The organism is Bradyrhizobium sp. Ce-3, assembly GCF_022835695.1.
GTDB lineage: Bacteria > Pseudomonadota > Alphaproteobacteria > Rhizobiales > Xanthobacteraceae > Bradyrhizobium.
The window spans coordinates 614,239-633,156 of record NZ_BQUV01000004.1 but is presented as its reverse complement, the minus strand read 5'-3'; the positions used below and the strand labels follow the sequence as shown (position 1 = coordinate 633,156).

Genomic DNA, 18,918 nt, shown 5'->3' with positions numbered 1-18,918 from the left:
CCGCCTTTGCTTGACAGGCGCGCATGCCACTCTTTATATGCCGCGCGTTCGCAACGTGCGGCTGATGCCGCCGATCGCGAGCCGATGGCGGGGTAGCTCAGCTGGTTAGAGCACGGGAATCATAATCCTGGGGTCGGGGGTTCAAGTCCCTCTCCCGCTACCATTGGCCCGTTCCCAGCCGAACGACGCATGACCCGTCGGGGCCTTTAGCAAACTATCGACATGTCCGCGCAGCTCGATTTCGAGCGTCGCGTGCTGCGGTGACGCGATTACCAATCATCCAGTTGTAAACCGCGCCGATGGCTGGTGACGCTTTGTCGATCAGGTCGAGCGCTTTCCCGATGGTCTTGGCGACTTCGGTGATCGTCGATCGATCTCAATCCGATGGGGCCGCCGCAGCATCTCGCGGATGGTTCGGTCATCAACGGCTTGACGAGCTTCACGCGTAGCGATGGCACGGCCGGTGTCGCCGCGGACACGAGTCTTGCCTATGCTGCCGCAACGCTGGCCGGCGGGATCAGTTCGCAGTTCAACCAGCTGATCCAGGCCATGGCGACATACTCGGCCGGCGGCGCCGCTTCCGAGCAGATCACGACCGCGGCTGCCCAGCCAGGCGAGCACACCGCGCCGATCATCGCACCTTCCTGGCATTGACGGCGCGGGTTCGGCGGCTGGTCGTATTGGAGCTTTCGCCATTTGGCGAAAACGGAAGTCATCTGCGGACGCGGCTGATCGCGCTGCTAGCTACGTCGCGGGGCGCGTTTGCTCAACCGGGATGACCGCTACCCAGCCTCGGGACCGTGACGCAACCTGCCCTTCGGCCATCCGTCGGAGGTGCGCCCTCAATGCCGAACGTTGTCGCAAGGCCTCTCACACCAAGAGGCGTCACGACGAGCGCGCGGCTGTCCCTGACATGCTCGACCCAATCGTGCTCGAGCGCGTGACGAAGAATGGCTGCGCCGAGTGCCCCGGCCAGATGCGGCCGGCGCTCGCTCCAGTCGAGACAGGGGCGACAGAACACCCGGCGCTTCGAGGCGAGGCGAAGATCGACGCCGAACTCATCGAAGAATGACCGACCGGCATCGGTCAGTTGTCCGCCATCCTCGTCGAGCAGAATATGCGATTGCCGGACCAGCCGGTCGGCGATCGCGACGGCGATGCGGCCAGCCATGTGGTCATAGCAGGTGCGCGCGTGTCGGAGCGTCTCTCCGCCGCGCCAGAGGTTGCGCTGCCGGGCGGGGCCGTCCTGCGCCACCACCATGAGACCTTCCAGCACGCGCGCGACGTGCGGAGAGGCCAGGCGGAAATATCGGCGTCGGCCCTGCTTTGCGAGCGCGAGCAATCCGGCGTCGTTGAGTTTCGCAAGATGGCCGCTCGCCGTCTGCGGCGCCACGCCGGACACATAGGCGAGCTCCGAGGCGGTCAAGGTTCGGCCGTCCATCAGCGCACTGAGCATGTTGGCGCGCGCCGGATCGCCGATGAGTGCCGCGACCTGGGCGATTTTGGGTCCCGTGTCCATGTCTTGTTTTAAGCCGACGGGGACGCAGTGCCAAGCACGAATACTTCGGCCAAGATCGTAGTGTTTCTGCAAGACCGGTTCAATCGCGGGACATAGGTTGTCCGGACACCACCAAGCCCCGGCGAAAGACATCGCCGCGATGGGACGAAAATCTCGCGGCTCCAAATGTTCGATTGGCATCGAACGATAATCGCGAAGCGGGCTGGTCTGATCCGTCAAAATCTCGCAGACAACCGAGTGTGATCAATGCAAACGACTTCGCTCGACACAAGGCAGCCGGAACAAGCCGGCTCTGACCGCGCATCATCCCGTTCGCCTCTCGCCGCGGCGCTGGCGCTTGCCGCCACGAGCCTCGGCCTCGGCGTGGTGCAGTTGGATATCACCATCGTCAATACCGCGCTCAGCAGCATCGGCACCTCGCTCGGCGGCAGCGTGGCCGAGCTGCAATGGGTGGTGACCGCCTATACGATCGCATTCGCTGCCTTCATCTTGACCGCCGGTGCGCTCGGTGATCGCGTCGGTGCCAAACGGATATTCATCGGGGGCTTCGCAATCTTCACGTTGGCTTCGCTCGCCTGCGCCCTGGCTCCGTCGGCGATGTTCCTGATCGTTGCTCGTTCGGTGCAGGGCCTGGCGGCGGCAATCCTGGTGCCGAACTCGCTGACGCTGCTCAATCACGCCTATACCGATCCGAAGGCGCGCGGCCGCGCGGTCGGCTTCTGGGCCGCAGGTGCGAGCGTCGCACTGACTGCGGGGCCGCTGGTTGGCGGCGCGCTGATCGCGCTGGTCGGCTGGCGCGCGATCTTTCTCGTCAACTTGCCGATCGGCGCCGCCGGCCTCTGGCTTGCCTGGCGCTACGCCGAGGAGACGCCGCGGGTCGCGCAGCGCGAGATCGATCTGCTCGGACAAATTGCGGCGATTGCAACCCTCGGCACGCTGGCCGGCGCCCTGATCGAGGGCGGCGCGGTGGGCTGGAGCCATCCGCTCGTCATCACGGGCTTCGTCGGGGCGGCCGTGATCGGACTGCTGTTCGTATGGCGCGAGGCGCGCGCGCCGCAACCGATGCTGCCGCTGTCGCTGTTCCGCCGTCACATGTTCGCGCTGACCGCGCTGGTCGGGCTCCTCTTCAACATCGCCTTCTACGGCCTGATCTTCGTGCTCAGTCTCTACTTCCAGAACGTCAATGGCTGGTCGCCGTTCGCAACAGGCCTCGCCTTCGTGCCCATGATGGCCATGGTGCTGCCCGCCAACCTGATCGCCGCGGCGGTCAGCGAGCGCCTCGGCGCGCCGCAAACCATTGCGCTGGCTTGCATGATCACTGCCGCGGGCTGCGTTGCGCTGCTGCCGATGGCTTCAGGCACCAGCTACGGGGCGATCTGCGCTCAGCTGATGGTGCTCGGCGGCGGGCTCGGCCTGCTCGTGCCGTCCTTGACCTCGACGCTGCTCGGCAGTGTCGAGAAGTCGCGATCCGGCATCGCCGCGGGTGTGCTGAACGCGACGCGGCAGACCGGCAGCGTGCTTGGCGTTGCCCTGTTCGGCTCGCTGGTCGGAGGGGACAACGCGTTCATGGCAGGCGCACATGCCTCGCTGGTGATATCGGCCGCTGTGTTGCTCGCAGGTGCGGTCGCGATCGTGCAGGGCCGTGCAAAGGAGGGGCGATGAAGCCGGAGGTGCAGGTCGAGCTCGTGTGGTGCCGGGAGGCCGGCCGACGGTTCGTCGCTTTCCACCGCGACGAAGCGCGCGCGTGCGGCGCGAGCGCTTTTTTTCCCTGAGCAGAGCCTCGTCAGTCGGCCGACCTGACCGTATTATGCGAATTCCAGCACATCGGCCACCGGACGGCGCGGCTTCTGCGGCCAGTTTCCCGGACGTTCCGGCCCGACTGACAACAGCATGACCGGCACCTCGTCATCGGCCAGCGCGAACTCGCGGGCCACTGCCTCGGCATCGAAGCCGATCATCGGCGTCGAACCGAGGCCCAGCGAGCGGGCCGCATAGATCATTGCCGCCGCGCCGAATGTGCCGGTGCGTACGGCTTCGTCGCGCTGGCGCTGCGGGTACTCCATATACAGATCGCGTGCGGGGATTTCCCATTCCGGCACCATCTTGGCCGGCATGATGCCGGCGTCGACCAGCGGTGCCAGGCGCTGCGGTACGACGCTGGAATCGGCCAACTGGCCGCAGACGATGAAGGTGACGGCTGCTTCGGTGATGGCGGGCTGGTCCCACGCGATCGGACGCAACCGAGCCTTGGCTTCAGCCGTGCGTACGGCGATGAAGCGCCAGTTCTGCAAGTGGAAGGAGGTCGGCGCGCTGGTGCCGATCCGCACCAGGTCGCGGATCTGGTCGTCGGTCAAAGCGGCAGCCGGGTCGTAGTACTTGGCGGCGCTGCGGCTCAGGATGCATTCGATGACGGCGTTGGTCATGGTGATTCCGATAGGTGAGGGGATAGGTCGAAATGCAGGCGTGTTTTCGCTGCATGCAGAGCTGCTTTCGTTCTGCATGCAACGATCGGCGTGCGCCGCTCAGGGGCGAATCCGGATGATCGTCTTTCCCTTGCGTCGCTGCTTCGGGTTCAGGGTGGCGACGGCCTCGTCGAGGGTCGAGACGTTGCCGATGTTGGTCCGCAGCCGTCCGTCCCGCACCCGCCGGACGATCTCGTTGAGCTGGGCGGGATCGGACTCGACGACGAAGTCGATCGCGAGGCCGTGCGCGGGCGGTGCCTCGGCCGGCCCGACGATGGAGACCAGCCTTCCTCCGGCCCGGATCAGGCCCGCCGATCGCTTCCCGATGTCGCCGCCGATGCCATCGAACACCAGATCGACTCCACCGACGTCTTCCAGGGCGTCGTTGCCGAGATCGACGAACTCGTTCGCGCCGAAGTCGAGCGCCGCCTGACGGTCGGCGGCGCGTCCGGTGCCGATGACGTAGGCGCCGAACTCTCGTGCGAGCTGTGTCACCATCGAACCGACGGCACCGGCCGCGCCGTGCACGAGGACGCTCTGCCCCGCCTGCAGGCGGCCGTGCTGGAACAGTCCCTGCCATGCGGTGAGGCCCGAGATCGGCAGGCTGGCGCCCACCGTGAAGTCGACGTCGCCCGGCAGCGGCGCGAGGTTGCGCGCCTCCATGGCGACGTATTCCGCCAGCGTGCCGTCACGATACCAATCGGCGAGGCCGAACACCCGCTGTCCCACCGACAGCCCCGTCGTGCCGTAGCCGAGCGCGGTGACCACTCCGGCCAGCTCGTGACCGGGGATCGACGGCGTTCGGTTGCGGTCGAGGCGATCGGTCCAGGTCGACGGCCACTCCAGCTCGGTCGGAACGAATCCCGACGCATGAACCTGAACGATGACGTCGTTTATCGCGGCCTGCGGCTCGGGCCGTTTCACCAGCCGCATGCCGGCCGTTCCCGCCGCCTGCTCCGTCACAACGATTGCCTTCATGATCTTCTCCTCCTCGTCGTTTGTCGCTTTGCCGCAGGAAGCGTGAACGCGCCGGCCATCTCCAGGATGTCGGCCATCGTCGAACGCGCGTCTCCGTGTCTGCGATGCTTGCGATGACCGGGGCTTTTCGCGAAGCCTGATGGATCGGGCTCGCTCCGGTCGCTGGTGTCAGCGAACAGATGCGTTACTGCCTGGTCATAAAACAGTACCAAGATTGCCGATTTGGGCTGTACCATCGCGCGATGGCTGCCCTTCCCATCCAACTCGATCGTGCCAGACGGGCTCCGCTGGCCGCCCAGATTTATTCGGCGATCCGGGAAAGCATCGAGAACGGGCGGCTTGCCTCAGGTGCGCGGTTGCCCTCTTGGCGCGACCTCGCCGCCCAGCTCGGCGTCTCGCGCGGAACCGTGCGCGTGGCCTACGAACGTCTCATCGCGGAGCAATTCGCAATCGGTCTCGGACCGGCAGGCACGCGTGTGGCCGAGCGCCCGTCGCGATCCTCAGCGCCGGACTGGTCGCCGGAGGCCTCGCCTCTGCCGGACCTGTTCTATGGGTTCGGAACCGCTCCGCTGCCATTTCAGATGGGTGTTCCCGCTCAGGATGCCTTCCCGTTCAAGCTGTGGTCACGCATCCTGACGCGTGAAACCCGGCGAACTGCCGCAGCGCCGGTGTCGTATCCGGATCCGCGTGGCGATCCGGAGCTGCGAAAAGAGATCGCTGCCTACCTGGGGCTCGCGCGCGGCATTCGGTGCAGTCCCTCCCAGGTGCTGGTCACGGGCGGATTCTCCGGTGCGCTGGGTCTGGCGATCCGCGGGCTTGAACTTCAAGGAGCGGGGGCCTGGATCGAGGATCCAGGCTTTCCGCTCACCCGCATCGCGCTCGGCCTTGCGGCGATGACGGTGACAGCGATCCCGGTTGATGCGCAGGGACTGGACGTTGCCGCCGCGATCCGGACTGCCGCCGGAGCGACATTGGCGGTTGTGACGCCGGGCCAGCAGGCGCCGCTCGGCATGACGATGTCGCTGCCACGGCGGCTTGCGCTGCTTGACTGGGCACGGCGAAGCAACGCCTGGATCATCGAGGACGATTACCTCAGCGAACTGCAGCTCAATGGACGGGCGGCTCCGGCCCTTGCGTCTCTCGATCATGGCGGACGGGTGCTGCACATCGGCAGTTTCAGCAAAACGATCAGCCCGACGCTGCGCCTGGGCTTCATGGTCGTGCCGCCGGAACTGGGGCGCCGGTTCGGTGAACTCGCCGCTTGCCTGGCGCCGGCGCCGGCCGCCGGCGTGCAGCGCGCTGTGGCGGGCTTCCTGCGCGAAGGCCACTATCTTCGCCATCTGCGCCGCATGAAGCGGCTCTACGCCTCAAGGCGGGCGGCCTTGCTTCGTTGCCTCGGAGAGATCGCGTCGGACTCGATCAAGGTTCAAGCAACTGCCGGTCTCGCACTGGTGATCTCGCTTCCCGAGTTTGCGTCGGACGTGGATATCGCTTCCCGCGTCCACACGTTCGGCCTGGCGCCGTCTCCCTTGTCGCCGTGGTACGTGGGTTCCCCCCGGCAAGGGCTGCTGCTCTGCGTGACCAACCTCAATGAACGGCGGCTGGCGGCCGACTGCCGCCGGCTGTTGGAGTTGACGCGATAGCAAGCGCAACCGGTGGGCCCACGGGTACGAGCGTCTGCATGATTTCGGAATATTGGAAATGTACCCCTGAGTTGCCCGACGTGTCAAGGCGCCTGGTCGAACGCCGGCGGCCGCGGCCTACTGTGCATGGGGTTGTTTTCGATATTTTGGCGGCGCGCACCGCGCGCCGGCATTGGTCGGTTGCCGGGTGATGCAGCCGACCCGGCTGCCAAGGGCTCGGAATCTCCGAGCCCTTGCGCGATGTCGCCTCGAACGGGCGGCGCCGGATCGGGCCTCCGTGCCTACTTCAGCATTGCCGCGACATTGTCCTTCGTCACGACGTCGAGGCCGGTGTAGATGATCTGCGGCACCTTCTGGCCCTTCTTGATGGCAAGCAGCGTATCCATCGCTTTCTCGCCCATCTCGAACGGACGTTGCCCGATCAGCGCATTGGCATAGCCCTCGTTCAGAAGCTCGAGCTGCATCCTGAGCGTGTCGGCGACGACAAGCGTGAACTTGCCGGCGTCGATGTCCTTCTTGCTCTTGCTGGCGAACGCCTTGAAGCCTTCCGGCGCGAACATCGGCCAGCCGCCGATCGGGACGATCGCCGCGAGGTCGGGCGTCGCGGTGCGCAGGTCGGTCATCTGCTGGACGCCGAGCGCGGGGTCGTCATTGCAGAAGGTCGGCGAACCCCCGACTTCGGTCCACTTCGAGCCCTTGAGCGCTTCACGGACGCCGTCGACGCGTTCGGCGAGGTTTTTCGCACCCGGTCCGCCTGAAATCATCGCGTACTTGCCGCCATCGGGCCGCAGCTTCAGCAATTGCTTGCCGAGCTGCACGCCGAACTCCTTGTTGTCGGTGCCGATATAGGCGATCCGCTTCGAGCCAGGGGCGTCCGCATCGAACGTGATGACGGCGATGCCGGCCGCATTGGCCGCCTCGATCGACTTGGTCATCGCTGCGACATCGGCGACCGAGATGGCGAGGCCGTCCACCTTCTGGGTGATGAAATCCTGGATGATCTGCGCCTGCGTCGCCGGTTCGTGCTCGACAGGGCCCTTGTAGATGCATTCGATGTTGCCGAGCTCCTTGGCGCGCTTCTGGCAGCCGTCGCGCGCGAAATCGAAGAACGGATTGTTCATCGCCTTGGGCACGATCACGAATTTGTAGTTCTGGGCAAAGCCGGGCGTCGCCATCATGGCGAGCACCGCGGCGACAGAAAATGTCTTCCTCATTGCTTCCCTCCACATTGTTCTTGTGTGCCTGTCCCTGAAATCAGCGGCTCCCGGAGGCGGGCAGGCGGACATTTGCGATCCTCCAGGACGAACTTGTCAGGCCATGCGCGAGCGGAGACGATCGACCAGCACGGCTGCGATGATGATCACGCCCACCAGGGTCTGCTGCCAATAGGAGTTGACCTGCGCGAGCACGAGGCCGTTGCGGATCACCTCGAGCAGCACGCAGCCGACGATGGCCCCGAGCGGGCCGCCGATGCCGCCGGCGAGATTGGCGCCGCCGATCACGGCGGCCGCGATGACGTTGAGCTCGTAGGACGTCGCCATGTTGGCCGGCGCCGATCCGAGCCAGCCCGAGATGATGATGCCCTGCAGACCCGCGGCGAGCGCGCAGATCACGTAGATCTCGATCTTCACGCGGACGACCGGAATGCCGGTCAGGGCGGCGGCTTTCTCGTTGCCGCCGATCGCAAAGACGTGGCGGCCGAAGCTGGTGTGGTGCAGCACCACCGCCATCGCCGCCGCGAGCACCACCAGATAGATGAACGGCGCCGGCATGCCGAGCACGACGCCCGATGTCAACGTGTAGAAGTAACTGGCTTCGGGGCCGCTCGGAAAGCTGCCGCGGCCGTTGGAGACGACGTAGCCGAGGCCGCGCACGATCGAGAGCATGCCGAGCGTGGTGACGAACGGCGACAATCCGAGCACCGCGATGCAGAAGCCGTTGACGAGGCCGACGATCAATGCGACGGCGAGCCCGGCCAGGACCGAGACCAGCAGGATCAGCCCTGGCCAATTGGCGATCACGGTCTTGCCGTCATCGGCCAAATGCACGAACCACTCCGCGCCAGGCATGCCCGGTGTCGAGATCTGCGTCATCACCATCGAGGTGATCATTGCGGAGAAGCACATCACCGAGCCGACCGAGAGATCGATGCCGCCGGTGATGATGACGAAGGTGACCCCGAGCGTGGCGATCGCGATGAAGGAAAAATTCTTCGCCACATTCTGCAGATTGCCCTCGGTGAGGAAGTAGGGGCTGGCGAAGTTCATCACCACGAACAGCGCCACCAGCGCCAGCAGCACGTAGCCGGTCTGCGAAGCGAACAGGCCGCTCCGCCACCATCTGGCCTTGCCGACATTGCTGAAGGTGATGGGCGATTCCAGGGGCGTGGCCATTACGCAGCCTCCTTCGCTCCCGTGATGAGGGAGGTGACTTCCTCGGGGCTGGTGTCGGCGATCGCCTTGTCGGCGCGTTTCTCGCCGCGGCGCATGACGACGACGCGGTCGCAGACCGCGAACACGTCGGGCATGCGGTGCGAGATCAGCACGACCGCGACGCCTTGTTCCTTCAGGCGATGGATCAGGCTCAGCACCTGCTCGACCTGGCGGACCGAGATCGCGGCCGTCGGCTCGTCCATCATGACGAGCTTGGCGTTGGAGAGCCGCGTCCGTGCGATCGCGACCGCCTGACGCTGGCCGCCCGACATCTGCCTGACGAGGTCGTGCGGACGGGTCTCCGAGCGCAACTCGCCGAACAGCTCCAGCGCGCGCGCCGCCATCGCCTTGTGGTCGAGCAAGGCGAACGGACCAAGCTTGCGCTTGAGCTCACGGCCGAGGAAGACATTGGCCGCCGCCGTGAGATTGTCGGCGAGCGCGAGGTCCTGGTAGACCACCTCGATGCCCACCGCGCGGGCATCGATCGGACGGACGAAATGAACCGGCCTGCCGTCGAAGCGGATCTCGCCGTGACTCGGCGGGAAGTTGCCGGCGATGATCTTGACCAGCGTCGACTTGCCGGCGCCGTTGTCGCCCATCAGGCCGACCACCTCGCCGGGAGAGATGCGCAGGTCGACGCCATGCAACGCACGAATGGCGCCGAACTCCTTGCCGATGCCCTTCAGCTCCAGGACCGCCAGCCCGGCGTCGTGAGGTGTTACCATGGCTGGCCTCGTTCGGGCATGCGGGCAGACTGCCTCTGGCTCAGAAGTGCACCAGCGTGCGCAGACCAAGCACCCAGGCATTCTCGGTCTTGATGCCGGCAGCATTGTAGCCGCGTCCGCCGGGATTGATCACGTACTGGGCGTCGAACTTGAGGTTCATCCAGCCAGTCGCCTGCCACCCGTACCAGGCTTCGATCGGAACTTCGTTGCCACCCGCATTCAGGGTGAGCGCAGCCGAATTCACGTGGGTCGTACCGACCGCGAAGCCGACTTCGTCCTCGGGGCGCCAGGAGAACGTTCCGGTGTGCCGGAAGCCCAGGGCGACCTGGTAGTCCTGATACGACGTCCGGTGATCGGCGACGGTCGTATTGAGGAACATGTACCAACCCTGTGCCTTCGCACCCTCGACGGTCAACCGCTGCAGGATCGATTCATAGATGCCATAGCGGCCGCGTTGATCGCCCAGATTCTGGTCCGAGACGCCACCGATGCCCGGCGCGATCGCGATGATGCCGGGAAGGCCACCGTCAATCGTCGAGGCGCTGTCATACCAGCCGCCGAATCGCCAGGTGCCGTTCAGCGGACCGCTCGGCGCCCAGACCACCTCGACCGGCACCAGCACGCCGGAGGCCCGGCTCGAGCCGGGGACGCCCGGCAGGAAATACGTCGCGGAGTCCGACGTCGTCAGATAGTTCGGATTGGCGTCGTAGACGCCGACCGACAGCTGCCATTCCTTGGCGAAGTTGTAGTGCGCGACGCCGGCCCATTGGCTCACCGGCCAGTTGTAGATGTAGCCGCCCTGGATGTTGCCGGGCTGGCCGCCGCAGAAGGTCAGGTTGATGAACTCGCACAGGCCGAAGAAGAAGTCGGAGCCGACCGGAAGACGGCCGCCCTTCAGTTCAAGGCGGTCATCGAACAGCTTCTGCGAATAGTAGAGTTCGGTGAGGCGCAGGATGTTGCCGCGGCCGAACACTTCGTTGGTCAGCTGCAGGGCCGGAATGCCCGCGTCGTCGTTCAAATTGTGGCCGAAGCGGTCGACCAGCGTGAGGCCGATCAGGCCGCCCTGAATGCCGGCGAGCTTCGCCATGTCGAACTTGGCCTGAAAGAACAGCTGTCCGGCGTTGGCGCCGACGTTCTTGTTTCCGCCCGACAGATTGCCGACGGCTTCGTCGCCGAGCGTCAGGGCCAGCGAGATGCCGCGCTCCTTCAGCTGCGTCCTGCCGAGATCGCCGAACAGGTAAGGTCTGGTCCAGAAATCATCGGTCTCCGTGTAAGGCACAGGCGGAGCCTTCGTTAAGAGATCGGCCGCGTGCGCGCCGCCGCCGAATAGAGATGACAAGGCGATCCCCGCGCCGCACGCCCACGCGGTGCTCACAGACCTAAATGACATTTTCTGCACTCCCAGCGTCCCCGGCTTTGTCCATTTTGTGTCGCGTTCCCGCCCAAAGCCCTTTAGCCCGAACGCGCCCCGTCAATGTATCGATCCGTCAACTTGAGATAGAAGCCGCGCGCGCACCTCAAACGATCTTGCACGCCGAACTCCCCCTCAAGCTCCTCTCCTCAAGTCACCGCGACCATGCTCGCTGCTCCCCGGTCGCGGTGGTTCCTGATCGTGTCGTCATGTCTGCTCGCCCGTGCCGGTTCGCACCGCAGCCGCGCTGAGCGTCGACGTGCTCTGCTTGCCTTGCCCCGGTGTCGCTTTCGGCGCTGTGCGGGCGAGGCCGGCCAGGGCGGCCTTGCGCCGCCGGCGGGCCTGCAATTGCTGATCCGCAAGCACGCCGATCAGGATCACCGTCCCCATCACCGCGAAGTTCAGCGAATTCGGAATGCCCAGGATGTTGACCAGGTTCTGCAGCACCTGCAGCAACGCGGTCCCCAGCACGATGCCGAGAATCGAACCCTCGCCGCCGCGCAGGCTGCACCCGCCGAGCACGGCGGCCGCAATCGCATAGAGTTCGTAGAAGTTGCCGAACGAGCTCGGTGAGACCGAGTTGGTGTAGAACACGAACATCACGGTCGAGACGCCGGCGAGGCCGCCGCTGATGACGTAGGCGGTCGCGATCACGACGTTGGTGTTGATGCCGGAGAAGCGCGCCGCTTCCTCGTTCTTGCCCACCGCATAGAGCCAGCGCCCGTAGACCGAGCGATGCAGCAGCACGCCGAGGATCAGCGCCAGGATGATCAGGAAGATGAAGGTGTTCGGAATGCCTGCGACATTGCCGGACGCGATGTTGCTCAGCGTGCTGGCCTCGTCACCGTAGCCGAAGCCGCGCGTCGAATCGCTGGTGTAGTAGCGCGCGGCGCCGCGATAGATCAGCAGCCCGCACAGCGTCACGATGAAGGGCTGCATTTTCAGCCGTGTGATCAGGAAGCCCTGGATGCCGCCCAGCGCCAGCCCGCCCATCAGCACCAGCAACAGCGCAAGCGGCCAGGGCACCTGATACGTCGTCAGCAGGTCGATGAAGATGACGCCAAGCAGCGCGAACATCGAGCCGAGCGAAAGATCGATGCCTCCGGTGATGATGACCAGCCCTTCACCGAGCGCGAATACCCCGAACAGGCCGATCAGATTGGCCATGTTCAAGAGGTTCACGAACGACAGGAAGGCCGGGTTGATCGCGCCGGTGATCGCCGAGATCACCGCGAGCAGCAAGAACAGGCCGAGTTCCTTCTTCATCATGGCGCCGCGGCCTCCATCGGTTCGAGCGCCTGGCCGACCGCCAGCCTCAACACGTTGTATTCGCTGAACTGGTCACGCTCGAGCACGCCGCTGACGCTGCCTTCGTGCATCACCGCGACCCGGTCGGAGACGCCGATGACTTCCTCCATGTCCGATGAGATCATCACGATCGCGACGCCCTGGTCGGCGAGGCTGCGCATCAGCGCATAGATCTCGCTCTTGGCACCGACGTCGATGCCGCGGGTCGGCTCGTCGAAGAACATCACGCGCGGCTGCATCGAGAGCCACTTGCCGAGCACCACCTTCTGCTGGTTGCCGCCGGACAGCGTCACGGCTTCCATGTCGACGCTCGGCGCCTTGATGGACAGGCGCCTGGCCTGGTCTTTCGCGATCTTGCGCTCGGCCGTGCCGTTGACCAGCCACATCCGCGCATGATCCAGCAGGCTCGCAAGCGTCACGTTCTCCCGGATCGGCAATTCCAGCACCAGCCCGGATTTCTTGCGATCTTCCGGCACCAGGTAGATCCCCAGCCTGATCGCATCCCGCGGCGTCGCGACGCCGACCGGCGCGTTGTCGATCCTGATCTCGCCGCCGAGCAGCGGGTCGACACCGAACACCGCGCGGGCAAGCGAGGTGCGGCCGGCACCAACGAGTCCGGCGAGGCCGAGGATCTCGCCGCGCCGTACCGACAGGTTGATCTGCCGGTCGGGAAAGGCCGATGTCACGACGCCGTCAATATCGCAGCCGCCCGGCTGCGGCGCTTGCGCCGGCGGCGTGTACAGCGCCTTCAGGTCGCGGCCGATCATCAGCCGGATCATGGCGGCATGGCTCAGTTCGTCCCGCGCCAGCTCTCCCACGGTGCGCCCGTCGCGCAGCACCACGACGCGATCGGCGCAAGTCATGATCTCGCACAGCCGGTGAGAGATGTAGATCACCGAGATGCCGTGCGTCTTCAGGTCGGCAATCACCCCCAGCAGCCGTTCCGTCTCCGAAATCGTCAGGCTGGAGGTCGGCTCGTCCATGATGATCACGCGTGCGTCGATCGAGAGCGCCTTGGCGATCTCGACCATCTGGCGCTCCGCGATCGACAGATTCTCGACCAGCGTGCTCGGCGTGAAATCGGCGCCCAGCCGTTCCAGCAGCGGCATCACGCGGGCGTGCATCTCAGCATTGTCCACCAGCTTCAGCGGGCCGCCGGCCAGCTTCTCGCGTCCGATGAAGACATTGGCTGCGACGTCGAGATTTTCAAACAGGTTCAGCTCCTGGTGCACAAAGGCGATGCCGCATTGCGTCGCCTCGGTCACCGTCATCCGGGCGTGCTCGTTGCCGCCGATGCGGATCACGCCGGCGCTCGGTGCGATCACGCCGGCCAGCACGCGCATCAGCGTCGACTTGCCGGCGCCATTCTCGCCGATCAGGCCCAGCACCTCGCCGCGGCAGACGCGCAAATTGACGTCGTCGAGCGCCCTGACGCCGGGATAGGTCTTGCTGATTCCGCTGAGTTCGAGCAGCATCTCCGCCATGCGGCATGTCCTCCTGCACCCGCCCGGCCGCCATCGCGGCCGGGCGGTGATGCCGGTAAAGTTATTTCTTCAGCAGTTCCTTCAGATGTCCGGCGAATTCCGCGACGTTGGTCTTGCTGATCACCTTGGTCGGCACGATCAGCTTGCTGTCCTTCGGAATCCAGGATTTGTCGCCGTTCAGCGTCTTGATGATGTTGGTGGCGGAGAGGTAGCCGAACTCGTAGGGCTGCTGCACGACCGTGGACTCGATGGTGCCGTCGGAGATGCCGCGCAGCGTGCGCTGGTCCTCGTCGAAGCCGACGATCTTCACCTTGCCGGCCTTGCCCGCGGCCTTGACCGCGTCATAGATCAGCGGCGTCTCGTAGCTCCACAGCCCGGACAGCAGCGCGATGTCGGGATATTTGACGAGCACGTTTTCCATGTTCGCCTTGGCCTTGGCAAAGTCCACCTGGTCGGTGAACACGTCGACCAGCTCGACCTTGGTGCCGGCGATGGCTTCCTTGATGCCCTGCACCCGCTCGCGGGCGTTGTCGGCATCCATGGTGCCGACGAACAGCGCGATCTTGCCGCCGTTCGGCAGCGCCTTCTTGATCTCCTCGCCGGCCTGCCGCCCGGCCGCGACGTTGTCGGTGCCGATATAGGCGAGGCGATTGCTCTGCGGCGCATCGCTGTCCGTCGTGATCAGGACGGTCTTGGCCGCAACCTTGTTGAGCTCTTCGGTTGCATGCGGCGCATCGTCGACGGAGATCGAGATGCCGGCGACACCGCGCACGAGCAGATCGTCGAGCTCGCGCCGCTGGCCCGCCGCCGTCCCTTCATTGGTGACGATCAGCTCGATATTGTATTCCGGGTGCTCCTTCTGCGCCTTCTCAAGCCCGCGGCCCGCGATGGTCCAGAAATCGGCCGCGACATTGGTCACCAGCGCGATGGTTTTTTTCTGCTGTGCCTGTGCTACTCCCGTTGCCATCGCGAGCGCGGCCGCGCCCGCCAACAGCGGCACGATCAATCTTTTCATTGAGTCATTCATATGCACCTCCCTGACGACACCCCCGATGAGGGGATTCACGCTTGGCGCTTTTCACGCCTTATTTTATTCACGTAACTAATAAATTAGCGCGACAAAATGTCCAGTCAAGGATGTTCGTGTCCATGTCTTCAAGCAATAATAGTATTAGGGTGATGTATTTTGGCCGCTATGTGCGCTTTTTAACCAACATCCGGGTTGTGTCCGTTGAATAATTTCATCAAGCGAATTAAAAAAGTCGGCATGAATGAGCAGTCCGAGCCGCTGAGACGTGCTTCAAATCTGGCCCGCGGATCGAACCGCGGCCGTCTCGTTGAAGTCTTGCGGCGTCAGGGGCCATTGCCGCGCGTCGAGTTGGCACGCAGCACGGGGCTGAGCTTCCCGGCCATTTCGGCCATCACGTCGAAGCTGATGGCGGAAGACCTGCTGTGCGAAGCCGAGCCGGATGCGGCGACGTTGTGGACCGACGATAGCGACGACGAGGATACCGATGGCCTGAGCGGGCGCCGCCGCGGCCGGCCGGCAGTCCTGCTGACCTTGAATCCCGAGTTCGGCCGCATCATTGCGGTCTCGCTGCGGATGAATCTGATCGAGACATTGATTGCCGATTTCAGCGGCTCCGCCCTGGCGCAATCGCGGCTTGAACTGACGACGCGCGGGCTCGATGCAGGCGCATTGTGCGACCTCGTGACCGCGCAGATCGAGGCCATGCTCGATGAGACCGCCACGCCGCGAGACCGGCTGCTCGGAATCGGGATTGCGCTGCAGGGCATCGTCGATGCCGACACCGGACGCCATCTGTGGAGCCCGGCGCTGTCGATCACCGATGTCGATCTGGCGACCCCGATCCGCCAGGAATTCGGCGTCGAAGTCGTGATGGCGAACGACGCGGTCGCGGTGGCACTGGCGCTCGTCGCGGCCGAACCGGCGCTGGCGCAGGGCCTGACGGCCACGCTCATGGTCGGTCACGGCATCGGCATGGGTATCATCGTCGATGGTGAAGCGCGCTGGGGCGCCGGCGCTGGCAGCGAGATCGGCCATGTCAAGCTGGCGGCGAACGGTCCGCAATGCCGCTGCGGCCAGCGCGGCTGCATCGAGGCGCATCTCGCCGACTATGCGCTCTACCGCGACGCCCGCACCTTTCTCGACCTGCCGCCGGCGGTGTCGCAGCAGCCGTCCGAGGCGCAGATGGCTCTGCTGCGCGCGCGTGCGCGCGCCGGAGATCCCCGTCTCGAGCAGCTATTCCGCCAGGCAGGCCACGCGCTTGCCGAGGCGGTCGCCACAACGATATCGGTGCTGCGCCCGCACCATCTCGTCCTCGCAGGCCCCGGCCTGCAGGCTTTCGACATGATGCGCAGTGCTTACGAGGAGCGGCTCGACCAGGCGGTGCTGCCGTGGCTGCTCAAGTCCACGGCGATCCACGTACGTCCCAGCGAGTCCGCGACGATTGTCGACGGCATGGTGCGGCGGACGCTGCGGGTCGTGGACCGAAACCATATGGAGACAACCGAGTAATTCTCGGGAGCTGTGGTCCATTGTTGGGCCGTAGCCAACCAACCGACGCCGTTCAGGCGTCCAATCGAGAGTATGCCAATGCAGGGTGCCATCTATCCAAGCCTCAAGGACCGGACCGTATTGGTCACCGGTGGCGGTTCCGGCATCGGCGAGGCGATCGTCCGCCAGTTCATCGGCCAGGGCGCGCGGGTCGGCTTCATCGACCTCGATCAGACCGCATCAAAGCAGCTGCTTGACAGCCTGCCGGCGCAGTCCCGCGTGCATTTCGAGCACGCCGACCTGCGCGACATCGCTGCCCTGCGACGCGCGATCGCTGGCATCCGCGAAGCGCTCGGCCCGATCACCATCCTGGTCAACAACGCGGCGCGCGATGATCGTCACGCGATCGAAGACGTCACCCCGGAGTATTGGGACGAGCGGTTCGCCACCAATCTGAAGCATCAGTTCTTCAGCGCCCAGGCGGTTGCCCCTGACATGAAGCAGGCAGGCGGCGGTTCGATCATCAACATGGGCTCGGTGAGCTGGGTGATCGGCCAGGGCAACATGCCCTGCTACACCACAGCCAAGTCGGCGGTTCAGGGGCTCACCCGTGCGCTCGCCCGCGATCTTGGGCCGAGCAATATACGGGTCAATTCCATCCTGCCCGGATGGATCATGACACAGCGGCAGCAGGATAACTGGCTGACGCCCGAAGGCGTGGCCGAGCTGATGCAGCGGCAATGCCTCAAGCGCAAACTCGTGCCTGATGAGATCGCCCGCGTCGTGCTGTTCTTCGCGGCCGATGACAGCGGCGCGTGCACCAACCAGAGCCATATCGTCGACGGTGGCTGGGTCTAGCGCTTGCGGGCCGGACAACAGGTAATCCGGCAACGTGAACCCGTCATAGAACCGATCCGACAGGATCGCGCTGTTGAAGGTCTGTGATCTGTAGCCGGCGACGATGTCCTGGGGAGAGTTCGCGTTGGCCGTCTTCACCGCGACCATCCCGGCGGGTTTCGGCAGCCAGGCGTCCGCTCGCGCGTGGCGTCCCTCCGCTTGGGACTCGCCGGCATTGCCGGCGAGTCGCGCCGCAAGGGCAGCGCACTGGTTGCGAATGTCCGGAATAGGAGCAGGCCGTTAGCCGTGCGGGCCGAAGAGAAAAATCTCGTGAAGGTTGTCGCGGCCTTCGGCTGCGGCGGATCGCGCTAGCTTGCGGCGCCAAGCCTGCAGGCGCCGCGTCATTCGACCAAAAGCGTAAAGCCAGGAAGAAGATGTTCGCCGCATAGAACCTCCTTCGCGTTGCAGTGCTCGCGGAGGATAGCATGGCTTGTCGGCGCTCGAGCGCGAATGTCGGTCGCCATCGCAACTTTGCAATCAAAGATACGCATTGATGGGTCCTGCAACAGACTATTTCTGTCGGCGAGGCGCGTCGAGAAAAAGCCTTCCCAAGCCGATCGCCAATCGGCCTCCCGCAATGCTGCGAATATGGCGGCATTGGCGGCGGATTCGGAATCTGGGATTTCCAGGCGATCAACCGCCTGCGGTTTGGGCAACGCGTTGCCGGGTTCCGGCGAGGGCGGACTTGCAATGGCCGGATTGCAACGCCGCGGCCCATTTCCTATACGTCGTAGAATTGTCCGACCGGATGGTCAATAAATGGCCGCCCCGGACGTAGCCCCCTGCGGGCGGACAGGGATGCTTGTGCCAGGCATTCCGTTGCCGGTTCGCAGCTGAAGACGAGGGCCGGATAGCCGGCCGATGGAACGCAAAAACATGGCCCGATCGCGCGCCAAGGACTACGACGACAAGCGCCTCTCGATGCTGCATCGCTCGGCCGAGCTGTTTGCTGCTTCGGGATATGTCGGGACGTCGATGAACACCATCGCGGAGGCGTGCGGGGTCTCGAAGGCGCTGCTCTATCACTATTATCCCGACAAGGAGGCGATCCTGTTCGATATCCTGTCGTCGCATCTAGAGAAGCTGGTGGCGGCGGTTCGCAAGGCGAGCGCGTCGGCCGGCGATCCGGTTGAGCGCTTCCGGACCATCGTTGCGACCCTGCTCGAGCTGTACCGGCATGCCGACGCCGAGCATCAGGTGCAGATCGCAAGCCTGAAGCTGTTGCCGAAGGAGAAGCAGCTGCCGCTGCTGGCGAGCGAGCGGATCCTGGTCGGGATCATGTCGGAGGCGCTGGCGGCGGCGGTGCCGGCGGCGAAGCAGAAGCGCGTCCTCAAGCCGCTGACCATGAGCGTCTTCGGCATGCTGAACTGGCATTATATGTGGTTTCGCGAGGGCGGGCCGATGACCCGCGCCGAGTATGCCGACTTCGTCGCGCAGCTGGTGCTGGCCGGTGCGGAGGAGGCGGCAGCCGCCGCCAACCGGCCGCGCGGTAAGGCGAAGCCCGCCGGCCGAAGCCGTCAGGCCGCGCTGCTCTGATGCGA

17 protein-coding genes and 1 tRNA gene are annotated in these 18,918 nt (G+C 64.9%); 7 read left to right on the top strand and 11 right to left on the bottom strand.

Translation table 11 applies throughout. The features are described 5' to 3' along the window. Nucleotides 1-86 precede the first annotated feature (86 nt). Both BRSPCE3_RS17620 and BRSPCE3_RS17615 read left to right on the top strand, forming a co-directional pair. Nucleotides 87-163, top strand: a tRNA-Met gene (locus tag BRSPCE3_RS17620). A gap of 221 nt (nucleotides 164-384) precedes the next feature. Further along, on the top strand, nucleotides 385-654 hold the full coding sequence (locus BRSPCE3_RS17615; RefSeq protein ID WP_244067208.1) for a hypothetical protein: 270 nt from the start codon (nucleotides 385-387) through the stop codon (nucleotides 652-654). 112 nt (nucleotides 655-766) lie between these two features. Here the strand turns inward: BRSPCE3_RS17615 and BRSPCE3_RS17610 are convergent, their stop codons facing one another. Further along, on the bottom strand, nucleotides 767-1,519 hold the full coding sequence (locus BRSPCE3_RS17610; RefSeq protein WP_244067207.1) for a helix-turn-helix transcriptional regulator: 753 nt from the start codon (nucleotides 1,517-1,519) through the stop codon (nucleotides 767-769). A 246-nt stretch (nucleotides 1,520-1,765) separates the two neighbouring features. Here BRSPCE3_RS17610 and BRSPCE3_RS17605 point away from each other — a divergent pair, with 246 nt between their 5' ends. Next, the gene (locus BRSPCE3_RS17605; protein ID WP_244067206.1) at nucleotides 1,766-3,181 is read left to right on the top strand and encodes an MFS transporter; all 1,416 of its coding nucleotides are present in this window, start codon (nucleotides 1,766-1,768) and stop codon (nucleotides 3,179-3,181) included. 143 nt (nucleotides 3,182-3,324) lie between these two features. Here BRSPCE3_RS17605 and BRSPCE3_RS17600 read toward each other — a convergent pair whose 3' ends face one another. Both BRSPCE3_RS17600 and BRSPCE3_RS17595 read right to left on the bottom strand, forming a co-directional pair. Next, nucleotides 3,325-3,942 carry a nitroreductase family protein gene (locus BRSPCE3_RS17600; protein WP_244067205.1) on the bottom strand — a complete coding sequence of 206 codons (618 nt, stop codon included), beginning with the start codon at nucleotides 3,940-3,942 and terminating at the stop codon, nucleotides 3,325-3,327. A gap of 99 nt (nucleotides 3,943-4,041) precedes the next feature. Then, complete coding sequence (locus BRSPCE3_RS17595; protein WP_244067204.1) at nucleotides 4,042-4,959, bottom strand: NADP-dependent oxidoreductase; 918 nt, start codon at nucleotides 4,957-4,959, stop codon at nucleotides 4,042-4,044. A 242-nt stretch (nucleotides 4,960-5,201) separates the two neighbouring features. Here BRSPCE3_RS17595 and BRSPCE3_RS17590 point away from each other — a divergent pair, with 242 nt between their 5' ends. After that, nucleotides 5,202-6,602 carry a PLP-dependent aminotransferase family protein gene (locus BRSPCE3_RS17590; RefSeq protein ID WP_244067203.1) on the top strand — a complete coding sequence of 467 codons (1,401 nt, stop codon included), beginning with the start codon at nucleotides 5,202-5,204 and terminating at the stop codon, nucleotides 6,600-6,602. A gap of 281 nt (nucleotides 6,603-6,883) precedes the next feature. Here BRSPCE3_RS17590 and BRSPCE3_RS17585 read toward each other — a convergent pair whose 3' ends face one another. The 7 genes from BRSPCE3_RS17585 to BRSPCE3_RS17555 all read right to left on the bottom strand — a co-directional run bounded on the left by BRSPCE3_RS17585 (nucleotide 6,884) and on the right by BRSPCE3_RS17555 (nucleotide 14,989). Continuing rightward, nucleotides 6,884-7,780 (bottom strand): sugar-binding protein, encoded by an 897-nt coding sequence (locus BRSPCE3_RS17585; RefSeq protein WP_375709923.1) that lies wholly within the window; start codon nucleotides 7,778-7,780, stop codon nucleotides 6,884-6,886. Between the two features lie 132 nt (nucleotides 7,781-7,912). Beyond that, nucleotides 7,913-8,995 (bottom strand): ABC transporter permease, encoded by a 1,083-nt coding sequence (locus tag BRSPCE3_RS17580; protein ID WP_244067201.1) that lies wholly within the window; start codon nucleotides 8,993-8,995, stop codon nucleotides 7,913-7,915. After that, nucleotides 8,995-9,759 carry an ATP-binding cassette domain-containing protein gene (locus BRSPCE3_RS17575; protein ID WP_244067200.1) on the bottom strand — a complete coding sequence of 255 codons (765 nt, stop codon included), beginning with the start codon at nucleotides 9,757-9,759 and terminating at the stop codon, nucleotides 8,995-8,997. The genes BRSPCE3_RS17580 and BRSPCE3_RS17575 overlap by 1 nt, the downstream gene beginning before the upstream one ends. A gap of 40 nt (nucleotides 9,760-9,799) precedes the next feature. Continuing rightward, a complete protein-coding gene (locus BRSPCE3_RS17570; RefSeq protein WP_244067199.1) occupies nucleotides 9,800-11,149 on the bottom strand; it encodes a carbohydrate porin in 1,350 nt (449 codons plus the stop codon). Between the two features lie 228 nt (nucleotides 11,150-11,377). Beyond that, complete coding sequence (locus tag BRSPCE3_RS17565) at nucleotides 11,378-12,439, bottom strand: ABC transporter permease (protein ID WP_244067198.1); 1,062 nt, start codon at nucleotides 12,437-12,439, stop codon at nucleotides 11,378-11,380. Beyond that, a complete protein-coding gene (locus tag BRSPCE3_RS17560; RefSeq protein ID WP_244067197.1) occupies nucleotides 12,436-13,962 on the bottom strand; it encodes a sugar ABC transporter ATP-binding protein in 1,527 nt (508 codons plus the stop codon). Before BRSPCE3_RS17560 ends, BRSPCE3_RS17565 begins: the two co-directional genes overlap by 4 nt. 61 nt (nucleotides 13,963-14,023) lie before the next feature. Next, nucleotides 14,024-14,989 carry a sugar-binding protein gene (locus tag BRSPCE3_RS17555; RefSeq protein ID WP_244067196.1) on the bottom strand — a complete coding sequence of 322 codons (966 nt, stop codon included), beginning with the start codon at nucleotides 14,987-14,989 and terminating at the stop codon, nucleotides 14,024-14,026. 240 nt (nucleotides 14,990-15,229) lie between these two features. Here BRSPCE3_RS17555 and BRSPCE3_RS17550 point away from each other — a divergent pair, with 240 nt between their 5' ends. Together BRSPCE3_RS17550 and BRSPCE3_RS17545 are read left to right on the top strand one after the other, a co-directional pair. After that, nucleotides 15,230-16,501, top strand: coding sequence for an ROK family protein (locus BRSPCE3_RS17550; RefSeq protein WP_244067195.1), 1,272 nt, complete (start codon nucleotides 15,230-15,232; stop codon nucleotides 16,499-16,501). A gap of 78 nt (nucleotides 16,502-16,579) precedes the next feature. Then, nucleotides 16,580-17,338 (top strand): SDR family NAD(P)-dependent oxidoreductase, encoded by a 759-nt coding sequence (locus tag BRSPCE3_RS17545; RefSeq protein ID WP_244067194.1) that lies wholly within the window; start codon nucleotides 16,580-16,582, stop codon nucleotides 17,336-17,338. 380 nt (nucleotides 17,339-17,718) lie between these two features. Here BRSPCE3_RS17545 and BRSPCE3_RS17540 read toward each other — a convergent pair whose 3' ends face one another. After that, nucleotides 17,719-18,033, bottom strand: coding sequence for a hypothetical protein (locus BRSPCE3_RS17540; protein ID WP_244067193.1), 315 nt, complete (start codon nucleotides 18,031-18,033; stop codon nucleotides 17,719-17,721). A gap of 220 nt (nucleotides 18,034-18,253) precedes the next feature. On the opposite strand from BRSPCE3_RS17540, the gene BRSPCE3_RS17535 reads away from it, so the two are divergent. Continuing rightward, complete coding sequence (locus BRSPCE3_RS17535; protein WP_244067192.1) at nucleotides 18,254-18,913, top strand: TetR/AcrR family transcriptional regulator; 660 nt, start codon at nucleotides 18,254-18,256, stop codon at nucleotides 18,911-18,913. Nucleotides 18,914-18,918: the final 5 nt, after the last annotated feature.

Excerpts from the sequence above, each read along its gene's own strand:
- BRSPCE3_RS17560 (WP_244067197.1), bottom strand. The coding sequence starts at position 13,962 with ATGGCGGAGATGCTGCTCGAACTCAGCGGAATCAGCAAGACCTATCCC.
- BRSPCE3_RS17565 (WP_244067198.1), bottom strand. The coding sequence starts at position 12,439 with ATGATGAAGAAGGAACTCGGCCTGTTCTTGCTGCTCGCGGTGATCTCG.
- BRSPCE3_RS17600 (WP_244067205.1), bottom strand. The coding sequence starts at position 3,942 with ATGACCAACGCCGTCATCGAATGCATCCTGAGCCGCAGCGCCGCCAAG.
- BRSPCE3_RS17605 (WP_244067206.1), top strand. The coding sequence starts at position 1,766 with ATGCAAACGACTTCGCTCGACACAAGGCAGCCGGAACAAGCCGGCTCT.
- BRSPCE3_RS17610 (WP_244067207.1), bottom strand. The coding sequence starts at position 1,519 with ATGGACACGGGACCCAAAATCGCCCAGGTCGCGGCACTCATCGGCGAT.
- BRSPCE3_RS17545 (WP_244067194.1), top strand. The coding sequence starts at position 16,580 with ATGCAGGGTGCCATCTATCCAAGCCTCAAGGACCGGACCGTATTGGTC.
- BRSPCE3_RS17595 (WP_244067204.1), bottom strand. The coding sequence starts at position 4,959 with ATGAAGGCAATCGTTGTGACGGAGCAGGCGGCGGGAACGGCCGGCATG.
- BRSPCE3_RS17585 (WP_375709923.1), bottom strand. The coding sequence starts at position 7,780 with ATGATGGCGACGCCCGGCTTTGCCCAGAACTACAAATTCGTGATCGTG.
- BRSPCE3_RS17575 (WP_244067200.1), bottom strand. The coding sequence starts at position 9,759 with ATGGTAACACCTCACGACGCCGGGCTGGCGGTCCTGGAGCTGAAGGGC.
- BRSPCE3_RS17570 (WP_244067199.1), bottom strand. The coding sequence starts at position 11,149 with ATGTCATTTAGGTCTGTGAGCACCGCGTGGGCGTGCGGCGCGGGGATC.
- BRSPCE3_RS17535 (WP_244067192.1), top strand. The coding sequence starts at position 18,254 with ATGGCCCGATCGCGCGCCAAGGACTACGACGACAAGCGCCTCTCGATG.
- BRSPCE3_RS17615 (WP_244067208.1), top strand. The coding sequence starts at position 385 with ATGGGGCCGCCGCAGCATCTCGCGGATGGTTCGGTCATCAACGGCTTG.
- BRSPCE3_RS17580 (WP_244067201.1), bottom strand. The coding sequence starts at position 8,995 with ATGGCCACGCCCCTGGAATCGCCCATCACCTTCAGCAATGTCGGCAAG.
- BRSPCE3_RS17550 (WP_244067195.1), top strand. The coding sequence starts at position 15,230 with ATGAATGAGCAGTCCGAGCCGCTGAGACGTGCTTCAAATCTGGCCCGC.
- BRSPCE3_RS17555 (WP_244067196.1), bottom strand. The coding sequence starts at position 14,989 with ATGAATGACTCAATGAAAAGATTGATCGTGCCGCTGTTGGCGGGCGCG.
- BRSPCE3_RS17590 (WP_244067203.1), top strand. The coding sequence starts at position 5,202 with ATGGCTGCCCTTCCCATCCAACTCGATCGTGCCAGACGGGCTCCGCTG.